Here is an 18,836-nt window from a genome sequence, read left to right as displayed (position 1 = left end):
GGAGATTGTGGTCTAGACCACACTTATGGTTTAGACCATCTTTCTTCCGCAGTCAAGTGGTAGCGCTGCGTAGTTATCGCACTGTCGCGGAGCCCAGCTGTCGGTCGTGTGCACGGGCGAGCAGTAGCTGCGCCAGGATCGCGCCACACAGGGCCAGGAACATGTCCCACTGCGTGTCCCACACATCGCCTTGTGGGGCAAGGAACGCGTCCGCGCCCGCGCCGAGGATCAGCGCCGACGCCCACTCGACGAACTCGAAGCACGCGCTGACCGACAGACACACGGCGGTGGTGAGCGTGAACGTCCACCCGCCGCGGCGCAACGGGGTGAGGCGGAGCAGCAGCTCGCGCACCAGGACGGCGGGCACGAAGCCCTGCACGAAGTGGCCGAGGCGGTCGTAGTGGTTCCGCGAGAGGTCGAACTGGTCGCGGAACCAGTTGCCCAGTGGGGTCTCGGCGTAGGTGTAATGGCCGCCGTAACACAACACGATCGCGTGCAGCACCAGTAGCCAGCACACCAGGCGGGTCAAGGGGAAGCGTCGCCGGAAGTACAGCACCAGCGGCAACCCGAGCAGGATCCACACCACCTCGAGTGCCCACGTGCCAAGGCTCTTCGCGCCGATCGCGGACCATCCCAGTGCGACGGCGACGACCGCGACTGCCAGCATGCCTTCCCGTCGCGAGACCGTCGTCATCGGGCGATCATACGTGGTGCCGGAAGGCGCACCGTCCAACCCGGACCCGCCTACTTCTCTTCCACGCGAAGCGCGCGGATGACCGCCGACATGTCGTCGGCCGGGTTGCCCGCCGCGCCGAACAACCGCTGCAGCGCCGCGATCAGGTCCGTGGCCACGCCGACGTCCGCCGCGGCCTCGCGGATCAGCCCGGCGTCCTTGGTCGCGCCGCCCAGCGCGAACGCGGGCGTGAACTCACCCGCCAGCATGGCTTTTCCTTTGAGCTGCGCGTATCCCGAGTCCAGCGGGCCGCCCGCGATCAGGTCGAGGAACTGTTGCGGGTCAAGGCCGAGTGCCTCCGCGAGCGCGAGGCTCTGCGCGGTTCCCGCCACGGTGGTCAGCAGCCAGGCGTTCATGGTCAGCTTCAGCCGGTGGCCGTCGCCAGGCTTGTCACTGACCCACATGACCTTGGCGCTGATCGCGTCCAGCACGGGGTCGAGCCGCTCGTCCCGTTGTCCTGCCGCGAGTACGGTCAGCTGTCCGTTCTCGGCCGGCTGCCGGGTGCCGAGCACCGGCGCATCCACAAAGGACACCGCGTGCTTGGCGGCCAGGCTGGCGAGCGCGGTCGTCTCGTCCAGGCCGATCGTGCTGGTCTGCAACCACACGGTGTTCGGGCGCATCGCCGGCAGCGCCTCGGTCATCACCTCGGCGACCGACTCGAAGTCGAACAGCATCGTCACCACGACGTCCGCGTTCCGAGCGGCCGCGGCGGGGTCCTCGGCGACCGGCAGGCCGACCTCGCGGGCCTTGTCGGCGGACCGGTTCCACACGGTGACGGAAAGCCCCGCGCGGGCCATGCTGCGGCCCATGCCGGCGCCCATCATCCCCGTGCCGAGCAGTGCGACTGTGGTCATGCCAGTCAAACTAGTCCTCCCGCGGCGACTCCACCCGGTTACCGACCGAAATCGGTCCGTCACCCGGTCAGCGGTTGCTGCCGGCGCCGCCAGAAAGACACGGTGATCGGCATGCGGCGATTACTGGTTTTCGGGGCAGTGATGGTCACGCTCGTCGGCTCGGGGGCGATCGCCTCCAGCACGACCGGGACCGATCGGCACGCACCACCGGGTGGCTGGGTCGGCACATGGGCCGCCTCGCCCGGCGCGGGGGTCGCGAACACGCCGAACGGCTTCCCGAACCACTCGATCCGCAACGTGGTCCACACCAGCATCGGTGGCACGCACGCGCGGGTGCGGCTGTCCAACACCTTCGGCACGACGCCGCTGACGTTCGGGCACGTCACGGTCGCCGTCGCCGCGTCGGGCACCTCGCCGGCGGCGAGACCGGGCACGATGCGCACGCTCACGTTCGGCGGGCAGCGGTCGGTGGTCGTACCAGCCGCGGCCGAGGTGCTGAGCGACCCGGTGCGGCTGACCGTGCCGCGCGACGGCGACCTGCTCGTCACCACCTTCACGCCGACCCCGTCCGGGCCGGCCACCTTCCACGCGTTCACCGGTCAGACCTCGTTCTTCACGCCGAACGGCGACTTCGCCGACCAGGAGTCCGGCGCCGCCTTCACCGAGCAGACCTCCGTGTGGCACTACGTCACCGGCGTGGACGTGCGGTCCGGCGCGCCAGGCTCGGTGATGGTGCTCGGCGACTCGATCACCGACGGCGTCGGGATGACCAACAACTCCAACAACCGCTGGCCTGACCTGTTGTCCGACCGCCTGCGCGGCCGGCTCGGCGTGCTGAACGCCGGCATCAGCGGCAACCGTCTCCTGCTCGACGTGCCGGGCTCGGGGTTCGGGCGCAACGCGCTGGCCAGGTTCGCCGACGACGTGCTGAGCCAGGGCGACGTCCGCACGCTGATCATCCTCGAGGGCATCAACGACATCCAGCAGACCCCGCACCAGACCGATCCCGCGATGCTCATCTCCGCGTACCGGCAGCTGCTTTCACAGGCGAAGGCACGCGGGATCCGGGTCATCGGCGCGACGATGCTGCCGTTCAAGGGTTGGCGGGTGTGGGACGAGACACTCGAGGCCACGCGGGTCTCGGTGAACGAGTGGATCCGCACGAGCGGCGAGTTCGACGCGGTCATCGACTTCGACAGGGTGACCCGCGACCCCGCTGACCCGCAACGAATGTTGCCCGCGTACGACGTCGGTGACCACCTGCATCCCAACGACGCCGGCTACCGGGCGATGGCGAACGCCGTCGACCTTTCCAAGCTTTAAAGCGCGCTCCGCCGTGGTACCCAATGATCATCGCAGCACCGAACACGAGCCCGCTTCGACGGGCGGATGGGAGGACCGATCATGGGAAAGCTGCGGACCACGTTGGGTGTGGCCGCCGGTTCGGCGGGGTTGTTGCTCGCGTTACCCGGCATCGCGAACGCCGCGCCGGCACCATGCGGCGCACGGGCCGACGCGTGCATCGACCTCAGCGCGAACACGACATGGTTGATGGACAACGGAGTCGTGACCTACGGCGGTGTGCCGATCACCTCGGGGAAGCCGGGGTACGAGACGCCGCCTGGCACCTTCACCGTGAAGTACAAGGACATCGATCACTGGAGCAAGGCCTACGACGCGCCGATGCCGTACTCGGTGTTCTTCACCAGGAGCGGCATCGCGTTCCACGAGGGCAGCCTGAGCCAGCAGTCACACGGCTGTATCCACCTCTCCCCGGAGGCGGCGCGGACGTTCTACAACACGCTCCAGCCGGGTGACGTCGTTCAGGTCGTCCCCTGACGTGACGATGCCCTTCGGGACCTGAGTCCCGAAGGGCACCACCCCCCGTGTGCGGGTTTCCAGCTCAGATGCTGTCGCACGTGGCCATCTGGAAGGGGCCGGTCGCGGTCGCCGTCTCGACTTCCTTGCCGTCGACGGTGATCTTGCACGTGACGGTCCCACCCGACTCGCCGGTGGTGACGATCAGCTGGCCCTCCTTGACGAGGCCCTTCGTCTTGACCTCCTTGGTCCACGGCAGGGCCGCGACGGTCTCGTCGTTCGTGGTCATCTCGTCGCCGAAGGTGGAGTAGGTGACGTCCACGTTGGCCGCGTCGCCGGTGACCTCGTAAACGATCACGGCCTCGCGGGCGGCTTCCTCGTTGACCTCGTCGACCGCCTTGTTGATGACGGTGGCCCACACGATGCAGATGACGAGGCCGATCACCGACACCACGAGGCCGGCGATCGACAGGCCCTTGTTGGTGGCGCGGCCCTTGCTGGCCTTGGCGATGCCGATGGCCGAGAAGATGATCCCGAGGATCACGAGCGGCCAGGCCACGACACCGATGAGCGGGATGAAAGAGAGTAAGAGCCCGATGAGACCGAGGATGAAACCGGTCAGACCGAGACCGTTGCTCGGCTTCGCGACGGGCGGCTGCGGCGGGTTCGGGGCGTACTGAGTCACAGGGTGAGTCCTTTCGGGGATTTTGCTGCCGGGAATACAAGCAGCGGGCAACTGGGTCCCGCGTCGTTCGTGGGCAGCTAGCCGTTACGACTTTCGTCGTAATCGTCCAGAGCGGATAGGTTGATGAGGACAGCCACCGCCGATCCGTACGCTCTTCCCATGGGACGGCCCGTACTCGGCGTGGTGGCCACCGTGTTCGCGGTGTTCTTCGGCGTGCTCAGCAGCATCATCTCGTTCGCCGGCGAGAGTTCCGTGCCGTACGACGAGAAGCTGCATCCCACGCTGTTGTCAGGGTTCAGCTTCCTCCTGGGAATCGGCGCGGCGGTGATGCTGGTCTGGCGGCATCGGTGGCCGGAACTGGTGTGCGGCATCGCGTTGGTGCCGCCACTGGTGGCCTCGGACGCGATGGCGGCGCTGATCGTACTGGCCGCGCTGGCGGCGAAGCGGCGGGATCACCTGTTATGGCTCGGAAGCGCGCTCGTCTACGCGGCGACCGCGTACGCGGTGTGGCGGGACGCGAGTTGGCACGAGTCGGACCAGATCGTCGGGACGTGGATTCCGTCGTCGGGGGCGGGCAAGGTCATCGTCGTGCTGCTGACGGCCGCCGTGTTCACGGCGGTGCCACTGATCGTGGGCATCACGCGGGGCACGCGGGCGGAACTGCGTGAACGGGAACGGCGCGAGGAGTGGATGCGTGCGGAGATGACCAGGCGGGAGGAGCGTTCCCGCATCGCACACGAGATGCACGACGTGCTGGGCCACCGGCTGTCGCTGCTTTCGTTGCAGGCAGGGGCCTTGGAGGTGTCCGCGCCGGCCGCCGGCGACGCGGCCGCGGCCGTGCGGACCACGGCCAAGCAGTCACTGGACGACCTGCGCCAGGTGATCGGCGTACTGCGCGACGGTCGGGACTTCCAGCTGCACGGCCCGGTCCCCACCCTCGCCGACCTGCCGGAACTGGTGGCGCAGACACGGAAGGCCGGCGTGCCGGTGAACCTGACGGTGATGCTGGACCAGGCGACCGCCGCCCCCGCTCCACTCGCGATCGCGGTCTACCGCATCGTGCAGGAGTCCCTCACCAACGTGATCCGCCACGCCCCGGGCGCTCCCACCGAGGTCACGGTCCGCGGCGGCCCCGGCGCCGGCGTGACCCTGGAGGTGGTGAACTTCCTGACCCCGAACGCCCCACCGTCCCCAGGCTCCGGCTCTGGTCTGACCGGCATGTCCGAACGCGTGGCCGCACTGGGCGGCAAGGTGACCATAGGCCCGACGAACATCACCTTCGTAGTACAGGCCTGGCTACCCTGGCCCTAATACTCGCGAGTCGCGCGTTCGGCCCCCGCGAGTCGCGCGTTCGGCCCCTGTGAGTTGCGTTTTCGGGAACATCCCTACCATGATCCGGTGACTCAGCTGCGGGTGCTGCTCGTCGATGACGACCCGCTCGTGCGGACCGGGCTGGCGATGATCCTGGGGAGTGCGCCGGACATCGTCGTCGTGGCGCAGGCCGGGGACGGCGACGAGGCGGTCGGGCAGGTGCGGGCCAGTGTGCCCGATGTGGTGCTCATGGACATCCGCATGAGACGGATGGACGGCATCGCCGCCACCGCGGCCGTGACCGCACTGCAGAACCCGCCGAAGGTGCTCGTGCTGACGACCTACGACCTCGACGAGTACGTTTTCGACGCGCTCGCCGCCGGGGCCAGCGGGTTCCTGCTCAAGGAGGGCTCACCGCAGGAGATCATCGAGGCCGTCCGGATCGTCGCGAAGGGGGACGTGATGCTGTCCCCGGGCACGACCCGCAAGCTCGTCGGCCATTTCGTCGCCGCGCGCGCCAACCCGCGTCGCCAGCGGGCACTCGCCAAGCTCGGCGTGCTGTCCGAACGGGAACAGGAGGTGGTCAGGGCGGTCGCGCAGGGCAAGTCCAATGCCGACATCGCCGGTGAGCTGTTCCTCAGCGAGGCCACCGTGAAGACCCACATCACCAGGACCTTCGCCAAGCTCGATGTCACCAACCGCGTCCAGCTGACGATCTTCGCCTACGAGTCCGGGATGGTCACGCCCTAGGGCGCGTTTCAAAGGCCTGACCTGCGGGGATCGCGGCGTGTCGTTGATCGAAATGGGTGAGGTCTCCGATAGGTGGTTCTTCGACCAAGAAGGACCATTCTCTCGGAGACCTCGTGGCCAGCGTAGCGGTAACGGGGCGGGCTGACCTGACTGATGCGCAGTGGGCGGTGTGGGAACCGTTGCTGCCCAAGGGAAAGAAACCAGGACGTCCGCCGAAGTGGAGCAAACGACAGCTCATCGATGGGATCCGGTGGCGGATTCGGGCTGGGACGCCGTGGCGGGATGTGCCGCCAGCATATGGGCCGTGGCAGACGGTGTATGGGTTGTTCCGGCGGTGGCAGCGCGATGGGACCTGGAAGCGGATCCTGGCCTCGTTGCGGGCTCTCGCTGACGCGGCGGGGTTGATCGCCTGGGATGTGAGTGTGGACTCGACCATCTCGCGGGCGCATCAGCATGCCGCGGGGGCACGCAAGGACGCGGATCTGCAGGTCGAACCGCCAGGTGGAGTCGACACCGAGCCGGCTGATCACGGGCTGGGCCGGTCGCGGGGTGGGTTCTCCACGAAGACCCATCTCGCCTCGGAGCAGGGGCACAAGCCGCTGTCGTTGGTGGTCACTGCCGGTCAGCGGGGTGACAGTCCGCAGTTCGAGGCCGTGCTGGAGGGGATCTGCGTGGCCCGGATCGGGGGTGGGCGACCGCGAACCACACCGGATCGGGTTCTGGGCGACAAGGCCTACTCCTCCCGGGCCAACCGCTCTTACCTGCGCCGACGCGGGATCGCGTGCACGATCCCGCAACCCGCCGATCAGATCCGCCACCGCAAGAACAAAGGCAGCGCTGGCGGACGACCACCCACGTTTGACCAGGAGATCTACAACAACGCCATGCCGTGGAGTGCTGCATCAACCGCCTCAAACGCAACCGCGCCGTGGCCACCCGCTACGACAAACTCGCCGTCCGCTACGAAGCCGTCCTCGTCATCGCTTCGATCAACGAATGGCTATGACATCTGAAACACGCTCTAGACGGTACGCAGCGTCGCCCACACGACCTTGCCGCCCGACGACGTCGGCACGTAGCCCCATGCGGTCGCGATCTGGGCGACCAGCAACAGGCCGTGGATCCCGGTGAGGCCCGCGCCGGGGTCACGCACGGCGACCTCGCCAGGCGCGTCGTCGTACACCGCGACGCTGAACAGGTCGCGGCACAGCTCCAGCCGGATGTCCGGCTGGCACGACGTGTGCATGACCGCGTTGGTCACCAGCTCCCCGACCAGCAGCACGGCGTCGTCGATCAGCTCGACGAGATCCCAGGTCGCGCACGTCCGCCGCGCGAACTCGCGGGCGATGCTCGGGCTCGTCACCGCGTTGGGCAGCTGGAGGCGGGCGACGCGGCGCGGGGGCGGCTCGGCGATGGCCGCCATGGCCTCCGGGACGCTGTCGTGCACGCGGAGGAACCGGTTGCGGGCGAGCAGGCGCCTGATCTGCTTCATGCCGGTGACCAGCAGCAGCGGCACACCCGGCCACTGCTGCAGTCGCGAGTGGACGACCGGGAAGACCGCCAGGGGAGCGCCCGACTCGACGTCCACGGCCGTGAGGTCGACGACCACCGCACGTGGGTGGTCGGCGCCCACCTTGAGCAGGTGGTCACGCAGCTGCCGGTAGGAGGCGACGTCGAGCCGCCCCACGGGGTGAACGACGACCGTGTCGTCCTGTGCCCGGTCTTCGAGGCGTAACACTGGCGCCCACCTAGTCCCGTCCCATGACCCACTGTCGGAGGACCTGCGGCCTACACATACTCAAACGCGGCCGTGTCCTCGAAGGTTCGGTTACCCTCCCCGCGATCACAAAACCGGCGGACGTCGTCCGCCTCCTCCGGAATACTCGGTCCGTGCTCCTCAACATCACGACCACGCACCGACCCGCGGCCGATCTCGGGTACCTGCTGCACAAACATCCCGACCGCGCCCAGCGGTTCGACGTGTCGACCGGCACGGCACACGTCTTCTACCCGGAGGTCACGGAGGAGCGCGCGACGGCCACGCTGCTGCTGGAGGTCGACCCGGTGGGCCTCGCGCGCAGGGACGGCGACACGCTGGGCCAGTACGTCAACGACCGGCCCTACGCGGCGTCGTCGCTGCTTTCGGTGGCCATCGGCAAGGTCTTCGGCACGGCCATGCGCGGCCGCTGCGACGCCCGCCCCGAGCTGGCCGCGACCGCGATCCCGCTGGAGATCCACCTGCCGGCCTGCCCGCGTGCGCACGCGGAGCGGTTGTTCGGCCCGTTGGGCTGGACGGTCGAGGCCGCCCCGATCCCGCTGGCCTCGGCGTTCCCGGACTGGGGTGAGAGCCCGTACGTGGACCTGCGCCTGTCCGGCACGCAGCGCCTGGCGGACGCGCTCACCCAGCTCTACGTCCTTCTTCCGGTGTTGGACAACGCGAAGCACTACTGGGTGTCGGCCGACGAGATCGACAAGCTGCTGCGGGCCGGCAAGAACTGGCTGGCCACGCACCCCGACCGTGAGCTGATCACCACCCGCTACCTGGTACACAAGCGCCGGTACACCGTCGAGGCGCTTGCCAGGCTGACCGAGCTGGACGACCGGCCCGCCGAGGACGCGGACGTGCCGGAGCGGGAGGAACGCCTGCCGTCACTGGCGCAGCTGCGCCGGGAGGCCATTGTGGACGAACTGCGTGCCCTTGGTGTGCGCCGAGTCGTCGACCTGGGCTGCGGTGAGGGCCGCCTGCTGCGGGAACTCGTCAAGGAGCCGACGTTGACGGAGATCGTGGGCATGGAGGTCGCGGCCAGGCCGTTGCTCACGGCCGCCTCCCGCGTGGACCGCTTCGCGGAACGTCAGCGTGCCAGGGTCACGCTGTACCAGGGTTCGATCACCTACGCGGACCCGCGCATCGCCGGCTTTGACGCCATCGTGCTGTCGGAGGTCGTCGAACACGTCGACCCGCCGCGCCTGCCGGCGTTGGCGGAGACGGTCTTCGGCATTGCCAAGCCCACACACGTGCTGATGACGACCCCGAACGCCGAGTACAACGTGCGCTGGGAAACCCTGCCGGCCGGCCGGTTCCGCCATCCGGACCACCGTTTCGAGTGGACCCGCGCCGAACTGTCCACATGGGCCGACGAGGTCTGCGCCACCCACGGCTACGAGGTCCGCCACGTACCCGTCGGCCCGGTCGACCCCGAGGTCGGCGCACCGACGCAACTGGCCGTGTTCACGAGAAAGGAGGCCTGATGCGAACCATCGCCATCCCGGACCTGAGCCTCGTCGCGCTCGTCGGGGTCACCGGCTCCGGCAAGTCCACGTTCGCCCGCGAGCACTTCGCGCCGACGCAGGTCCTCTCGTCGGACGCGTTCCGCGCCATGGTGGCCGATGACGAGAACGACCAGTCGGCGACGCCGGACGCGTTCGCGGCACTGCACTTCGTCGCCGGCAGGCGGTTGCGCGCCGGCCGGCTGACGGTCGTCGACGCGACCTACGTCCAGCGTGAGGATCGCGCGAAGCTCGTGGCACTGGCCCGCGAGTACGACGTGTTGCCGACGGCCATCGTGTTCGACCTGCCCCTGGCGACTCTTCGTGAGCGCAACAAGGGCCACCGTGATCTGCCCGATCACGTGATCCGCCGCCAGCACGACGCGTTGCGCCGGTCCGTTCGGCACCTGGCGAAGGAGGGCTTCCGCAAGGTCCACGTCCTGTCCGCACAGGACACCGTGGAGATCGAGTACGAGAAGGCGTACAACGACAAGCGCGAGCTGACGGGCCCGTTCGACATCATCGGCGACGTGCACGGGTGTCACAGCGAGCTGGTGACGCTGTTGACCCGCCTCGGTTATGTGGTGACGGCGGACGGCGCCCACCACCCCGATGGCCGCACGGCGGTGTTCGTCGGCGACCTGGTCGATCGCGGTCCTGACACACCGGGCGTGCTGCGTCTCGTGATGGGCATGGTGGCGGCGGGGACCGCGCTGTGCGTGTCGGGTAACCATGAGAGCAAGCTCGTGCGCGCGCTCGACGGTCGCGACGTCCGGGTGTCCCATGGTCTGGCGGAGTCGCTGGCGCAGCTGTCGGAGGAGCCGGAGGAGTTCCGCAAGGCCGCGCGCGAGTTCATGTTCGGCCTGGTGAGCCATTACCGGCTGGACGGCGGCAAGCTGGTGGTCGCACACGCCGGCCTGAAGGAGGAGTACCAGGGCCGGTCGTCGGGACGGGTGCGGTCCTTCTGCCTGTACGGGGAGACGACCGGCGAGACCGACGAGTACGGCCTGCCGGTCCGCTACCCGTGGGCAGACGACTACCGGGGCGCCGCGACCGTCGTGTATGGACACACGCCGGTGCCGGAGTCGACCTGGGTCAACAACACCATCTGTCTGGACACGGGTTGTGTGTTCGGCGGGAAGCTGACGGCGCTGCGCTGGCCGTCCCGCGAGCTGGTGTCGGTGCCGGCGGAGGCGGTGCACTACGAGCCGGCCAAGCCACTGAACGCGCCAACGCGGGCACCGGACGTGTTGCGCATCGACGACGTGCTGGGCACGCGCCACGTGGACGCTCGCTTGATGGGCCGGCTGAAGGTACGAGAGGAGAACGCGGCCGGCGCGCTCGAGGTGATGAGCCGGTTCGCCATCGCGCCACAGTGGCTCCCGTACCTGCCGCCGACCATGGCCCCGTGTGCGACGTCCACAGTGGACGGCTATCTGGAACACCCGGTGGAGGCCTTCGAGGCCTACCGCGCCGACGGTGTGTCCGAGGTGGTGTGCGAGGAGAAGCACATGGGCTCCCGTGCGGTGGTGGTCCTGTGCCGCGACGAGTCGGTGGCACGGAACCGCTTCGCCGCACCGGACGGCGCGGCGGGCGCGGTGTACACGCGGACGGGCCGCTCGTTCTTCCCGGAGCCGACGGAGTTCCTGACCCGCCTGCGGGCGGCGGCGACCGCGGCGGACCTGTGGTCCACGTTGGACAGTGACTGGGTGATCCTTGACGCGGAGCTGCTGCCGTGGTCGGCGAAGGCGGACCAACTGCTGAAGCGCCAGTACGCCCCGGTTGGCGCGGCGGCGACGGCGGCACTCCCGTCCGCGGTGACCGCGCTGGAACGAGCGGCGGCCCGAGGCGCCGACGTCCAGGACCTGCTGGCAAGGCAACGGACCAGGCTGACGAACGCCGAGGGCTACGTGGCCGCGTACGGCAGGTACTGCTGGCCGGTGGAGGGTCTCGCCGGTGTGTCGCTGGCCCCGTTCGCGGTGCTGGCGGCCGAAGGCCAGGTACACGCGACCAACCCGCGTCGCTGGCACGAGGCCGTACTGGACCGCTTGGTGGCCGCCGACCCGGAGCTACTGCGTTCGACCAGGAGGCTGACGGTGGACGTCACCGACCCGACATCCGTTGCGGCGGGCATCGACTGGTGGACCGCGATGACGGAAGCGGGCGGCGAGGGCATGGTGGTGAAGCCGTCCGAGACCCCGGCGGACCGCCTGGTACAGCCGGGTATCAAGTGCCGGGGCCGCGAGTACCTGCGGATCATCTACGGCCCGGACTACTCCGAACCGCAGAACCTCGACCGCCTGCGCCGGCGTTCGCTGGGTCGCAAGCGCTCGCTGGCGCTGCGTGAGTACGCGCTGGGCATGGAGTCACTGATCAGGTTCGTCGAGAAGGAACCACTGTGGCGCGTGCACGAACCCGTGTTCGCGGTACTGGCACTGGAGTCGGAGCCCGTGGACCCACGCCTGTGAGCGGTGCGCCACCCACGCTGAGTGTCGCCAGTCACTCAGCGTGGGTTCGGCGCGGCTAACGCTCGTCGGCCGTGCTGTCCTGGTCGAGTTCGGACTCCACCGCGTCAACGGCCTCACGCTCGGCAAGCAACTCGGTGTAGATCGGGTTGGGGTCTGTCATGGCGTCTCCCTCAGGGCTCGCCTGCTTTTACCCGCCCGAACACGATCTCAAACAGCCGATTTCCAGAACGTTCAGGTCTCCCTGGGCCACGGGGTGCCCTGCAGCTCCTCGATGCGTTCGTTCAGCGCGCGGAGCAGGCGGTACAGGTCGGCGCACTCCGCGTCCGGCCAGTCGGTCAGCACCTTGTCGAGGCTGGTGCGGTGACGCTCGCGGTCCGCGGCGAGGAGGGCGGCGCCCGTGGAGGTGATGCGGAGGCGGCGGGCGAGGCCGCCGTCCGGGTCGGGAATCCGTTCCACGACCTTCTCCCGCAGCATGGCGCTCACCTGCCGGGTCACCGTGGAGATCTCCAGCTGCAGGGCCGTCGCCAGCTCGCGTGCGGTCATCGGGCCCGTGGCGTCGATCCTGCTCATCATCAGGTACGCGGACCGCTCCAGCACACCTCGTGCCGCGCTGGCCAGCTGGTGGCGGCTGATCAGGGTCAGCTCGCGCGTGATCGACTCCAGCAGGTGTTCTCTACCACGCATCACCGCGGCCTCCGTCGTTGGATGTGTACGGTACACATGTGCGCCCGGGGTTCGTCGTCACCGTGTTGGCGAGTTGCGGTCTCGTCGCGTCGTTCATGCAAACCCTTGTCATACCGCTGATACCCAGCCTGCCCACCATCCTCTCCGCCGAACCCGCTGACGCGTCCTGGGTCATCACGGTCACGCTCCTCGCGGCCGCCGTGATCATGCCGGTCAGCGGCCGTCTCGGCGACCTCTACGGCAAGCGCGGCATCCTGCTCGCGAGCCTCGTGCTGTTGGTCGCCGGCTCGGTCGTGTGCGCGCTCGCCGGCTCTCTGCTGCCGATGGTCGTGGGACGCGGACTCCAGGGCTGCGCGATGGGCGTCATCCCGCTGGGCATCAGCATCATGCGCGACATTCTTCCCGCCGACCGCATCGGCTCGGCCATCGCGATGATGAGCGCGACGCTCGGCGTCGGCGGGGCCATCGGGCTGCCGGTGTCGGCCGTCGTCGCACAGACGTCCTCCTGGCGGGTGCTCTTCTGGATGGCCGCGGGGCTGGGCGCCGCCTGCCTGACGTTGCTGTGGTTCGTGGTGCCGGACTCGCGGGTCCGGGCCGGCGGGCGGTTCGACTGGATCGGTGCGCTCGGGCTCGCGGCAGGTCTCGTCTCTCTCCTGCTTTCGATCACCAAGGGCGCGTCGTGGGGATGGGGATCGCCCACCACGCTGGGGCTGTTCGCGGCCGCGGTGCTCGTGTTCCTGGTGTGGGGCTGGTACCAGCTGAGGGTGCGTCATCCGCTCGTGGATCTGCGGGTGTCGGCGCGTCGGCCCGTGCTCTTCACCAACATGGCGTCCGTGCTGGTCGGGTTCTCCATGTACAGCTCGTCGCTCGTGCTGCCGCAGCTGCTGCAGGCGCCCGCGATCACCGGCTACGGGCTGGGACAGTCGATGGTCGAGGCCGGCCTGTGGATGGCGCCCGGCGGGCTGGTGATGATGGCCCTGTCGCCGGTGTCCGCCGGACTCACTCGTCGGCGCGGCCCGAGGACGTCGCTCATGGTCGGCGCCGGCGTCATCGCGGTCGGCTATCTGGCGTCGACCCTGTTGCTGGACAACGTCGTCGAGATCATGCTGGCCTGCCTGCTCGTGAGCGCCGGTGTGGGCATTGCCTACGCCGCCATGCCAGGGCTGATCATGGGATCGGTGCCCCTGCGGGAGACGGCCTCGGCGAACGGGCTCAACTCGCTGATGCGCTCGGTCGGCACGTCGGTGTCGAGCGCGGTGATGGCGACCCTGCTGGCGCACATGACGTTCACCGTCGGGTCGCTCACCGTGCCGTCGCTCACCGGCTTCCGCGTGGCGTTCCTGATCGCGGCGGGCGCGGCGCTGACCGGCCTGCTGGTGACGTGGCTGGTGCCCCGCGTCCGTGCCGCGTCAGCGCTTGGCGGCGAGGATGCTGTCGAGGAGCCCGGGGTAGAGGGCGTCGAGGTCGTCACGCCGAAGCGTTGAGATCCGGGACGTGCCCTCCGGGCGTACGCTGATCACGCCTGACTCACGCAGGATGCGCAGGTGGTGCGTGCGGGTCGACTTGGTGACCGGCAGGTCGATCGATCCGCACGGCGCGCCGTCGCAGCCGAGCTTCGCGAGCTCGCGGACGAACCGCAACCGGACCGGGTCGGCCAGGGCCTGGAGCACCGACTCGATCTGGATCTCCGACCGCTCCGGGTGCGGGAGCACTTCCGCCATAACGCCTCATAGTACGAGAACTGTCGTAGTTCGACCACAATCGTAGTACGGTGTCGATCGTACCAAGGAGGGACATGTCGCCACGTACTTATCTGCTCGCTCTCGGCGCCTTCGCGGTCGGCACCAGTGGATACATCGTCTCGGGAGTGTTGCCCGAGGTCAGCGGGGCACTGGACGTCTCGGTGGCCACCGCCGGCCAGCTCGGCACCGCCTTCGCGATCGCCTACGCCATCGCCTCGCCGCTGCTCGCCGCCTTCACCGGCCGCTGGGAACGCCGCACGCTGCTGGTGGTCGCGTTGCTCGTCAGCGCGGTGGGCAACGCGCTCGCCGTTTTCGCACCGACCTTCGAACTGCTGCTCGCCACCCGGATCGTCGCCGCCCTCGGCGCGGCCGTCTACACCCCGGCGGCCACCGCGGTCGCGACCGTGCTCAACCCGCCCGAACGTCGTGGCCGCGCGGTCGCCCTCGTGTTCGGCGGGCTGACGTTCGCGTTGATCCTCGGGGTGCCGGCCGGCAACCTGCTCAGCGGGCCGCTCGGCTATCACGGCGTGTTCGCGCTGGTCGCGGCCGTGTCACTGGCCGGGGCGGTCGCGGTGCGGCTCGGTGTGCCCGCCGTCGACGCGCCGCCCGCCGTCGGCCTGCGTGAGCGGTTCGCCGTCGCACGCGACCGGCGTGTGCAGCTCCTGCTCGGGGTGACCGTGCTCGGTGTGCTGTCCGCGATGGCCCCGTTCACCTACATCGCGCCGTTCCTGTCCGAGACGGCTGGGGCACACGGCGCGGCGATCAGCCTGCTGCTGCTCGGCTACGGCGTCGGCGCGGCCGTCGGCAACACGCTCGGCGGCCGCGTCACGGACCGGTTCGGCAGCAAACTGCCGCTGTACACGTCGATCAGTGCCATGATCGTCCTGCTCGCCACGCTGCCGCTCGTGGTGGTCAACGTGCCGGTGGCGGCCGTGGTGATGGTTGTCTGGGGCATGGTCACCTGGTCGTTCAACCCGCCGATGCAGAACTTCCTCATCGGGTTCTCGCCGGCGAACAGCGCGCTCGTGCTGTCGCTGAACGCGTCCGCGATCTACCTCGGTGTCGGCCTGTCGGGTCTGACCGGCGGTGCGGTGATCAACCTGGTGGGCGTCCGGGCACTGCCGCAGATCGCGGCCTTCGCGGCCGTCGCCGCGGGGGTGCTCATGGTCCTGGCGCTACGCCCGGTGCGTAAGACGGCCGTCGAGGACGGTCGCCAGGATCGGGAGATCCCGGAGCTCGCTCGCGGGTAACCCGGCGATGTCCCGGCCGGCCAGCACCAGGTCGGCCGGGTCGCCGGCTTCGACCGTGGTCCGCCCGCCCGTGCACGCGGCGACGGCCACCTCCAGGGGCAGGCACTGCTCCGGGTGCCACCCCGGCCGGTCGTCGTCGGTGCGGGTGACCGCGGACGCGATGGCGTCCCACGGGTCGAGCGGCGCGACCGGCGCGTCGGAGCCGAACTCGAGCGTGGCACCGGCGTCGTGCAGGTCCCGGTACGGGAACGCCCGGTCGGTGCGGCCCGCCCAGTGCCGATCAGCCGCGTCGCGGTCGTCGGGCTGGTGTGCCGGCTGGACGCCCGCGACCACGTTCAACGCGGCGAAGCGGGGGAGGTCGGCCGGGCTGACGAGCTGGACGTGCTCGACGCGGCCGCCGACCCCGAGCGCGGCGAACGCGTCGAGCGCGAGCGTGTTGGCCCGGTCGCCGATCGCGTGCAGGGCGAGGCCGATGCCGTTCGCGATCGCCTTGCGCAGCACGGGAAGTAGGTCGTCGAGCGGTTCGAGCAGCTCACCGTCGTACTCGCCGCCGGGGTAGTGGTCGTGGCAGTAGGCGGTGCGGGTGTTGAGCGAGCCGTCCATGAAGATCTTGAGCGGGCCGACGGTGAGCAGGTCGGCGATCTGGTCGCTCGTCCGGTGACCGCGCTCGATGGCCTCGTCGAGCAGGAACTTCGCGATGACACACTCGATCCGGGTCGCCGGGGTGTCGCGGCGTGACCAGTCGGTGACGGTGTCGGCGTACTCGTAGTCGCGGATCGTCGTGACACCGCGCGCGGCGGCGGCTTTCGTGGCGTCGAGCACCCACCGGTCCGTCACGTCGGTCGGCGGTGCGGGTAACGCCGCGGTGAGCGCCATGCACTCGTCCTCGATGAACACACCCGTCGGGTGGTCGACGCCGACCAGCCGCATGGCCGCCGAGCTGAGCCAGAGCGTGTGCAGGTCACCGGAGAACAGGGCGACCGGCTGGTCCGGCAACGCACGGTCGAGCATCGTCTTGTGTGGACTGTCGGGCCAGAGCGCGGGCTGGAAGTTGGCCCCCTGTAACAGAACGCCGGGCGTGGTGTCGGCCGCCGCGATCAGTTCGGCGGCGTGGGCGGCGGACCGCGCCGAGCCGAGCGACACCCGCTGCTGGAAACTGGCCCACTGCAACAGATGCGCGTGCGCGTCGACGAGACCGGGCAGCAGTGTGCCGCCCCGCCCGTCGACGACCTCCGCCCCGTCGACCGCCATGCCGACAGGAGAGACGGCCACCAGGCGACGCCCCTCGACACGCACGTCGGCGCGCCGCCCGGTGAACCCGATCGTCACATCACGCAACAGCAGAGCCATGGGTCACATACTGCTAGAAGTCCTCGTCGAAGGTCACCGCGCCCGTCACCGCGACCTGGTAGGCGGACACGCGGCGTTCGAAGAAGTTGGACAGCTCCTGCACGTCCTGCAACTCCATGAACGCGAACGGGTTCGTCGCGCCGTACTCCGGCTCCAGGACCAGCGTTCCAGGTACCGTCGCATGTCCGCGAGCGGCAACCCGGCGACGCCATGGCCGAGCAGTCTCAGTCCTCTTGCTCAGCCAGCCAGTCGAGTAGGTCAACGGGTGAGATACGCACAGGGAACGGTTCGCGCGCCTCGAACACGTCTGTGTCTTTCACCTCGGCCACCTGCCGGTATACGCCCGAGTCGTCAAGTTCGAAGGCGGTCAACGTCGGGGCCTCAGGATCGATCACCCAGTAGTTCTTGACGCCGAGGCGTTGGTAGGCAGCCTTTTTGTTGTTGAGGTTGAGCACACTGCTTGGCGAGAACACCTCGACGGCCAGCGCCGGTGCCACGGGCAAGAGCTTCTTGGTGAAGTCTTCCTTGCGCGCGACGAGGACGTCAGGCTGCAGTTCGGTGGTCTGTGATGGACGCACGGCAAATGGGGCGACCACGGCATGCATGTCCGGTGGGCACGCTGCAAGCAATGCCACGAAGATATTGCCCACGACTGTCTGGTGGCTGAGGCCGGGCGCGGGGCTCACGATGAGCATCCCGTCGATGAGCTCGTACCGGTTGCCGTCAGCCGGCATCGCCTCCAGGTCGTCCACGGTGAACGGGCGTCCGTGGGCGAGCTGAACTGAACCGGCTTCCGCAGTCATGGCTCCCATGGTGCCCCCCTTGTCTGTCGAGTACCAACTCGCGCTGAGTAATCGAAAATATGCAGACCGTGAATGGACCTATCGGACCCGGTTACCTCGGAGGATCACGGCCAGCGGGTGTGCCAGCTGCCGCAGGTCGAGGCGGGGGTCGCTCTCGTAGATCACCGCGTCGGCTGGGGCGCCCGCCTCGAGGCCGGGGAGGCCCAGGTATGCGCGAGCCGACCACGAGGCCGCGCCCAAGGCGTCGTGGGGGCGCAGGCCGGCGGCCGCCAGCGCTCGTACTTCGTCGATGATTCGCCCGTGTGGTAAGGAATCCGTGCCCGCCAGCACGGTCACGCCAGCTTCGGCGGCCGCGGCGGCGAGGGCGGGGTGGGCGCTCGCACCCTCGACGTACCAACGTTTTCCCGGGTTGTCCGGCCGGTCGCGGGTCCTCGCCAGCGAAGCCTCGATCACCGACAAGGTAGGCGTCAGCACCATGTCGCGCGCCGCCATGTCGTTCAGTAGTGCGGGGTCCAGGCACATCCCGTGTTCCACCGAGTCGACGCCCGCCGCTACGGCGATCGCGCCGCCCGCTGCTTGTTGGGTGTGTACCGCGAGGCGGCCGCCCACCGCGTGCACGGCATCGACCGCTGCGCGCAGGACGTCGACCGGGATGACCGTGTCGCCGATGCCCCAGTCGGCGATGATCTTTGCCCAGCCCGTGCGTCTTGCTTGTGCCGCAGCGGTTTCCGCCAGCTTGTCGAGGCCGGGACGATGTCCCCAGCCGAAGAAGAACTGGCCGTGCTGTGCCAGCCACGGGCCCGCGTGCCACGCCCTCGGCGCGTCCGGCGCCACGCCGAACCACGGCGGCGGCTCGCCGGCCAGGCCGGGGGAGCGGATGGCCGTGACGCCGGCGTCGAGGTGCTCGTGCAGGTGCTTGCGCAGCATCGACTCGTCGAGCGGGTCGCCCGGGTTCTCCGCGCCGGGGTGCGTGTGGGCGTCCACCAGGCCCGGCACCAGCCAGCCTTCCGCGACCAGCTCGGCAGCCGCGACAGGATCGGTGGTCCACCGGTCGCCGTCGGCGTACAGGTCGACGTACTCGCCGTGCGGCAGGGCGTAGCCGCGTACTCGAACAACCACGC

At 69.2% G+C, this 18,836-nt stretch carries 18 protein-coding genes; 9 read left to right on the top strand and 9 right to left on the bottom strand.

Going from position 1 to position 18,836, the window contains the following annotated elements; translation table 11 throughout:
- Nucleotides 1–73: 73 nt before the first annotated feature.
- Together VF106_RS48890 and VF106_RS48885 are read right to left on the bottom strand one after the other, a co-directional pair.
- Complete coding sequence (locus tag VF106_RS48890; protein ID WP_330846988.1) at nucleotides 74–694, bottom strand: DUF2238 domain-containing protein; 621 nt, start codon at nucleotides 692–694, stop codon at nucleotides 74–76.
- A gap of 50 nt (nucleotides 695–744) precedes the next feature.
- Complete coding sequence (locus tag VF106_RS48885) at nucleotides 745–1,650, bottom strand: NAD(P)-dependent oxidoreductase (protein WP_330846987.1); 906 nt, start codon at nucleotides 1,648–1,650, stop codon at nucleotides 745–747.
- Nucleotides 1,651–1,698: 48 nt separating this feature from the next.
- Between VF106_RS48885 and VF106_RS48880 the strand changes: the two genes are divergently transcribed.
- Both VF106_RS48880 and VF106_RS48875 read left to right on the top strand, forming a co-directional pair.
- On the top strand, nucleotides 1,699–2,910 hold the full coding sequence (locus VF106_RS48880; protein ID WP_330846986.1) for an SGNH/GDSL hydrolase family protein: 1,212 nt from the start codon (nucleotides 1,699–1,701) through the stop codon (nucleotides 2,908–2,910).
- Nucleotides 2,911–2,991: 81 nt separating this feature from the next.
- Nucleotides 2,992–3,426: a L,D-transpeptidase gene (locus tag VF106_RS48875; protein WP_330846985.1), complete on the top strand. Its 435-nt coding sequence runs from the start codon at nucleotides 2,992–2,994 to the stop codon at nucleotides 3,424–3,426.
- A 64-nt stretch (nucleotides 3,427–3,490) separates the two neighbouring features.
- Here VF106_RS48875 and VF106_RS48870 read toward each other — a convergent pair whose 3' ends face one another.
- Nucleotides 3,491–4,090 (bottom strand): DUF4190 domain-containing protein, encoded by a 600-nt coding sequence (locus tag VF106_RS48870; RefSeq protein ID WP_330846984.1) that lies wholly within the window; start codon nucleotides 4,088–4,090, stop codon nucleotides 3,491–3,493.
- 159 nt (nucleotides 4,091–4,249) lie between these two features.
- On the opposite strand from VF106_RS48870, the gene VF106_RS48865 reads away from it, so the two are divergent.
- The 3 genes from VF106_RS48865 to VF106_RS48855 all read left to right on the top strand — a co-directional run bounded on the left by VF106_RS48865 (nucleotide 4,250) and on the right by VF106_RS48855 (nucleotide 7,157).
- Complete coding sequence (locus tag VF106_RS48865; protein ID WP_330846983.1) at nucleotides 4,250–5,401, top strand: sensor histidine kinase; 1,152 nt, start codon at nucleotides 4,250–4,252, stop codon at nucleotides 5,399–5,401.
- Nucleotides 5,402–5,503: 102 nt separating this feature from the next.
- Nucleotides 5,504–6,151: a response regulator transcription factor gene (locus VF106_RS48860; protein WP_330847165.1), complete on the top strand. Its 648-nt coding sequence runs from the start codon at nucleotides 5,504–5,506 to the stop codon at nucleotides 6,149–6,151.
- Between the two features lie 113 nt (nucleotides 6,152–6,264).
- Nucleotides 6,265–7,157, top strand: a protein-coding gene (locus VF106_RS48855) for an IS5 family transposase (protein WP_330846982.1) whose coding sequence is annotated in 2 segments (ribosomal slippage) — nucleotides 6,265–7,027 and nucleotides 7,027–7,157 — 894 coding nt in all. Because the reading frame shifts where the segments join, the coding sequence is not laid out codon by codon here.
- Between the two features lie 15 nt (nucleotides 7,158–7,172).
- Here the strand turns inward: VF106_RS48855 and VF106_RS48850 are convergent.
- Entirely contained in the window at nucleotides 7,173–7,889 is a 717-nt protein-coding gene (locus tag VF106_RS48850; protein ID WP_330846981.1) for an STAS domain-containing protein, read from the bottom strand.
- Nucleotides 7,890–8,041: 152 nt separating this feature from the next.
- Here VF106_RS48850 and VF106_RS48845 point away from each other — a divergent pair, with 152 nt between their 5' ends.
- Both VF106_RS48845 and VF106_RS48840 read left to right on the top strand, forming a co-directional pair.
- Entirely contained in the window at nucleotides 8,042–9,400 is a 1,359-nt protein-coding gene (locus VF106_RS48845) for a 3' terminal RNA ribose 2'-O-methyltransferase Hen1 (RefSeq protein ID WP_330846980.1), read from the top strand.
- Nucleotides 9,400–11,886, top strand: a complete 2,487-nt coding sequence (locus tag VF106_RS48840; RefSeq protein WP_330846979.1) for a polynucleotide kinase-phosphatase — start codon at nucleotides 9,400–9,402, stop codon at nucleotides 11,884–11,886. Before VF106_RS48845 ends, VF106_RS48840 begins: the two co-directional genes overlap by 1 nt.
- Nucleotides 11,887–12,117: 231 nt before the next feature.
- Here VF106_RS48840 and VF106_RS48835 read toward each other — a convergent pair whose 3' ends face one another.
- The gene (locus VF106_RS48835) at nucleotides 12,118–12,570 is read right to left on the bottom strand and encodes a MarR family winged helix-turn-helix transcriptional regulator (RefSeq protein WP_330846978.1); all 453 of its coding nucleotides are present in this window, start codon (nucleotides 12,568–12,570) and stop codon (nucleotides 12,118–12,120) included.
- A gap of 38 nt (nucleotides 12,571–12,608) precedes the next feature.
- On the opposite strand from VF106_RS48835, the gene VF106_RS48830 reads away from it, so the two are divergent.
- Complete coding sequence (locus VF106_RS48830) at nucleotides 12,609–14,054, top strand: MFS transporter (protein ID WP_330846977.1); 1,446 nt, start codon at nucleotides 12,609–12,611, stop codon at nucleotides 14,052–14,054.
- On the opposite strand, the gene VF106_RS48825 is transcribed toward VF106_RS48830, so the two are convergent.
- Entirely contained in the window at nucleotides 13,980–14,291 is a 312-nt protein-coding gene (locus VF106_RS48825; protein WP_330846976.1) for an ArsR/SmtB family transcription factor, read from the bottom strand. The two genes, VF106_RS48830 and VF106_RS48825, sit on opposite strands and share 75 nt — an antisense overlap.
- 74 nt (nucleotides 14,292–14,365) lie before the next feature.
- On the opposite strand from VF106_RS48825, the gene VF106_RS48820 reads away from it, so the two are divergent.
- Entirely contained in the window at nucleotides 14,366–15,562 is a 1,197-nt protein-coding gene (locus VF106_RS48820) for an MFS transporter (protein ID WP_330846975.1), read from the top strand.
- Here VF106_RS48820 and VF106_RS48815 read toward each other — a convergent pair.
- From VF106_RS48815 to VF106_RS48805, 3 genes are all read right to left on the bottom strand, one after another.
- A complete protein-coding gene (locus VF106_RS48815; protein ID WP_330846974.1) occupies nucleotides 15,488–16,912 on the bottom strand; it encodes an amidohydrolase in 1,425 nt (474 codons plus the stop codon). The two genes, VF106_RS48820 and VF106_RS48815, sit on opposite strands and share 75 nt — an antisense overlap.
- A 224-nt stretch (nucleotides 16,913–17,136) precedes the next feature.
- The gene (locus VF106_RS48810) at nucleotides 17,137–17,715 is read right to left on the bottom strand and encodes a Uma2 family endonuclease (RefSeq protein WP_330846973.1); all 579 of its coding nucleotides are present in this window, start codon (nucleotides 17,713–17,715) and stop codon (nucleotides 17,137–17,139) included.
- A 78-nt stretch (nucleotides 17,716–17,793) separates the two neighbouring features.
- Nucleotides 17,794–18,834, bottom strand: a complete 1,041-nt coding sequence (locus VF106_RS48805; RefSeq protein ID WP_330846972.1) for an amidohydrolase family protein — start codon at nucleotides 18,832–18,834, stop codon at nucleotides 17,794–17,796.
- Nucleotides 18,835–18,836 lie beyond the last annotated feature (2 nt).

The sequence above is a fragment of the Actinophytocola sp. genome, from assembly GCF_036378875.1.
Taxonomy (GTDB): Bacteria; Actinomycetota; Actinomycetes; order Mycobacteriales; family Pseudonocardiaceae; genus Actinophytocola.
This window is presented reverse-complemented; position numbering and strand designations above follow the sequence as displayed.

Excerpts from the sequence above, each read along its gene's own strand:
- VF106_RS48890 (WP_330846988.1), bottom strand. The coding sequence starts at position 694 with ATGACGACGGTCTCGCGACGGGAAGGCATGCTGGCAGTCGCGGTCGTC.
- VF106_RS48880 (WP_330846986.1), top strand. The coding sequence starts at position 1,699 with ATGCGGCGATTACTGGTTTTCGGGGCAGTGATGGTCACGCTCGTCGGC.
- VF106_RS48875 (WP_330846985.1), top strand. The coding sequence starts at position 2,992 with ATGGGAAAGCTGCGGACCACGTTGGGTGTGGCCGCCGGTTCGGCGGGG.
- VF106_RS48865 (WP_330846983.1), top strand. The coding sequence starts at position 4,250 with ATGGGACGGCCCGTACTCGGCGTGGTGGCCACCGTGTTCGCGGTGTTC.
- VF106_RS48840 (WP_330846979.1), top strand. The coding sequence starts at position 9,400 with ATGCGAACCATCGCCATCCCGGACCTGAGCCTCGTCGCGCTCGTCGGG.
- VF106_RS48835 (WP_330846978.1), bottom strand. The coding sequence starts at position 12,570 with ATGCGTGGTAGAGAACACCTGCTGGAGTCGATCACGCGCGAGCTGACC.
- VF106_RS48825 (WP_330846976.1), bottom strand. The coding sequence starts at position 14,291 with ATGGCGGAAGTGCTCCCGCACCCGGAGCGGTCGGAGATCCAGATCGAG.
- VF106_RS48820 (WP_330846975.1), top strand. The coding sequence starts at position 14,366 with ATGTCGCCACGTACTTATCTGCTCGCTCTCGGCGCCTTCGCGGTCGGC.
- VF106_RS48815 (WP_330846974.1), bottom strand. The coding sequence starts at position 16,912 with ATGGCTCTGCTGTTGCGTGATGTGACGATCGGGTTCACCGGGCGGCGC.
- VF106_RS48810 (WP_330846973.1), bottom strand. The coding sequence starts at position 17,715 with ATGACTGCGGAAGCCGGTTCAGTTCAGCTCGCCCACGGACGCCCGTTC.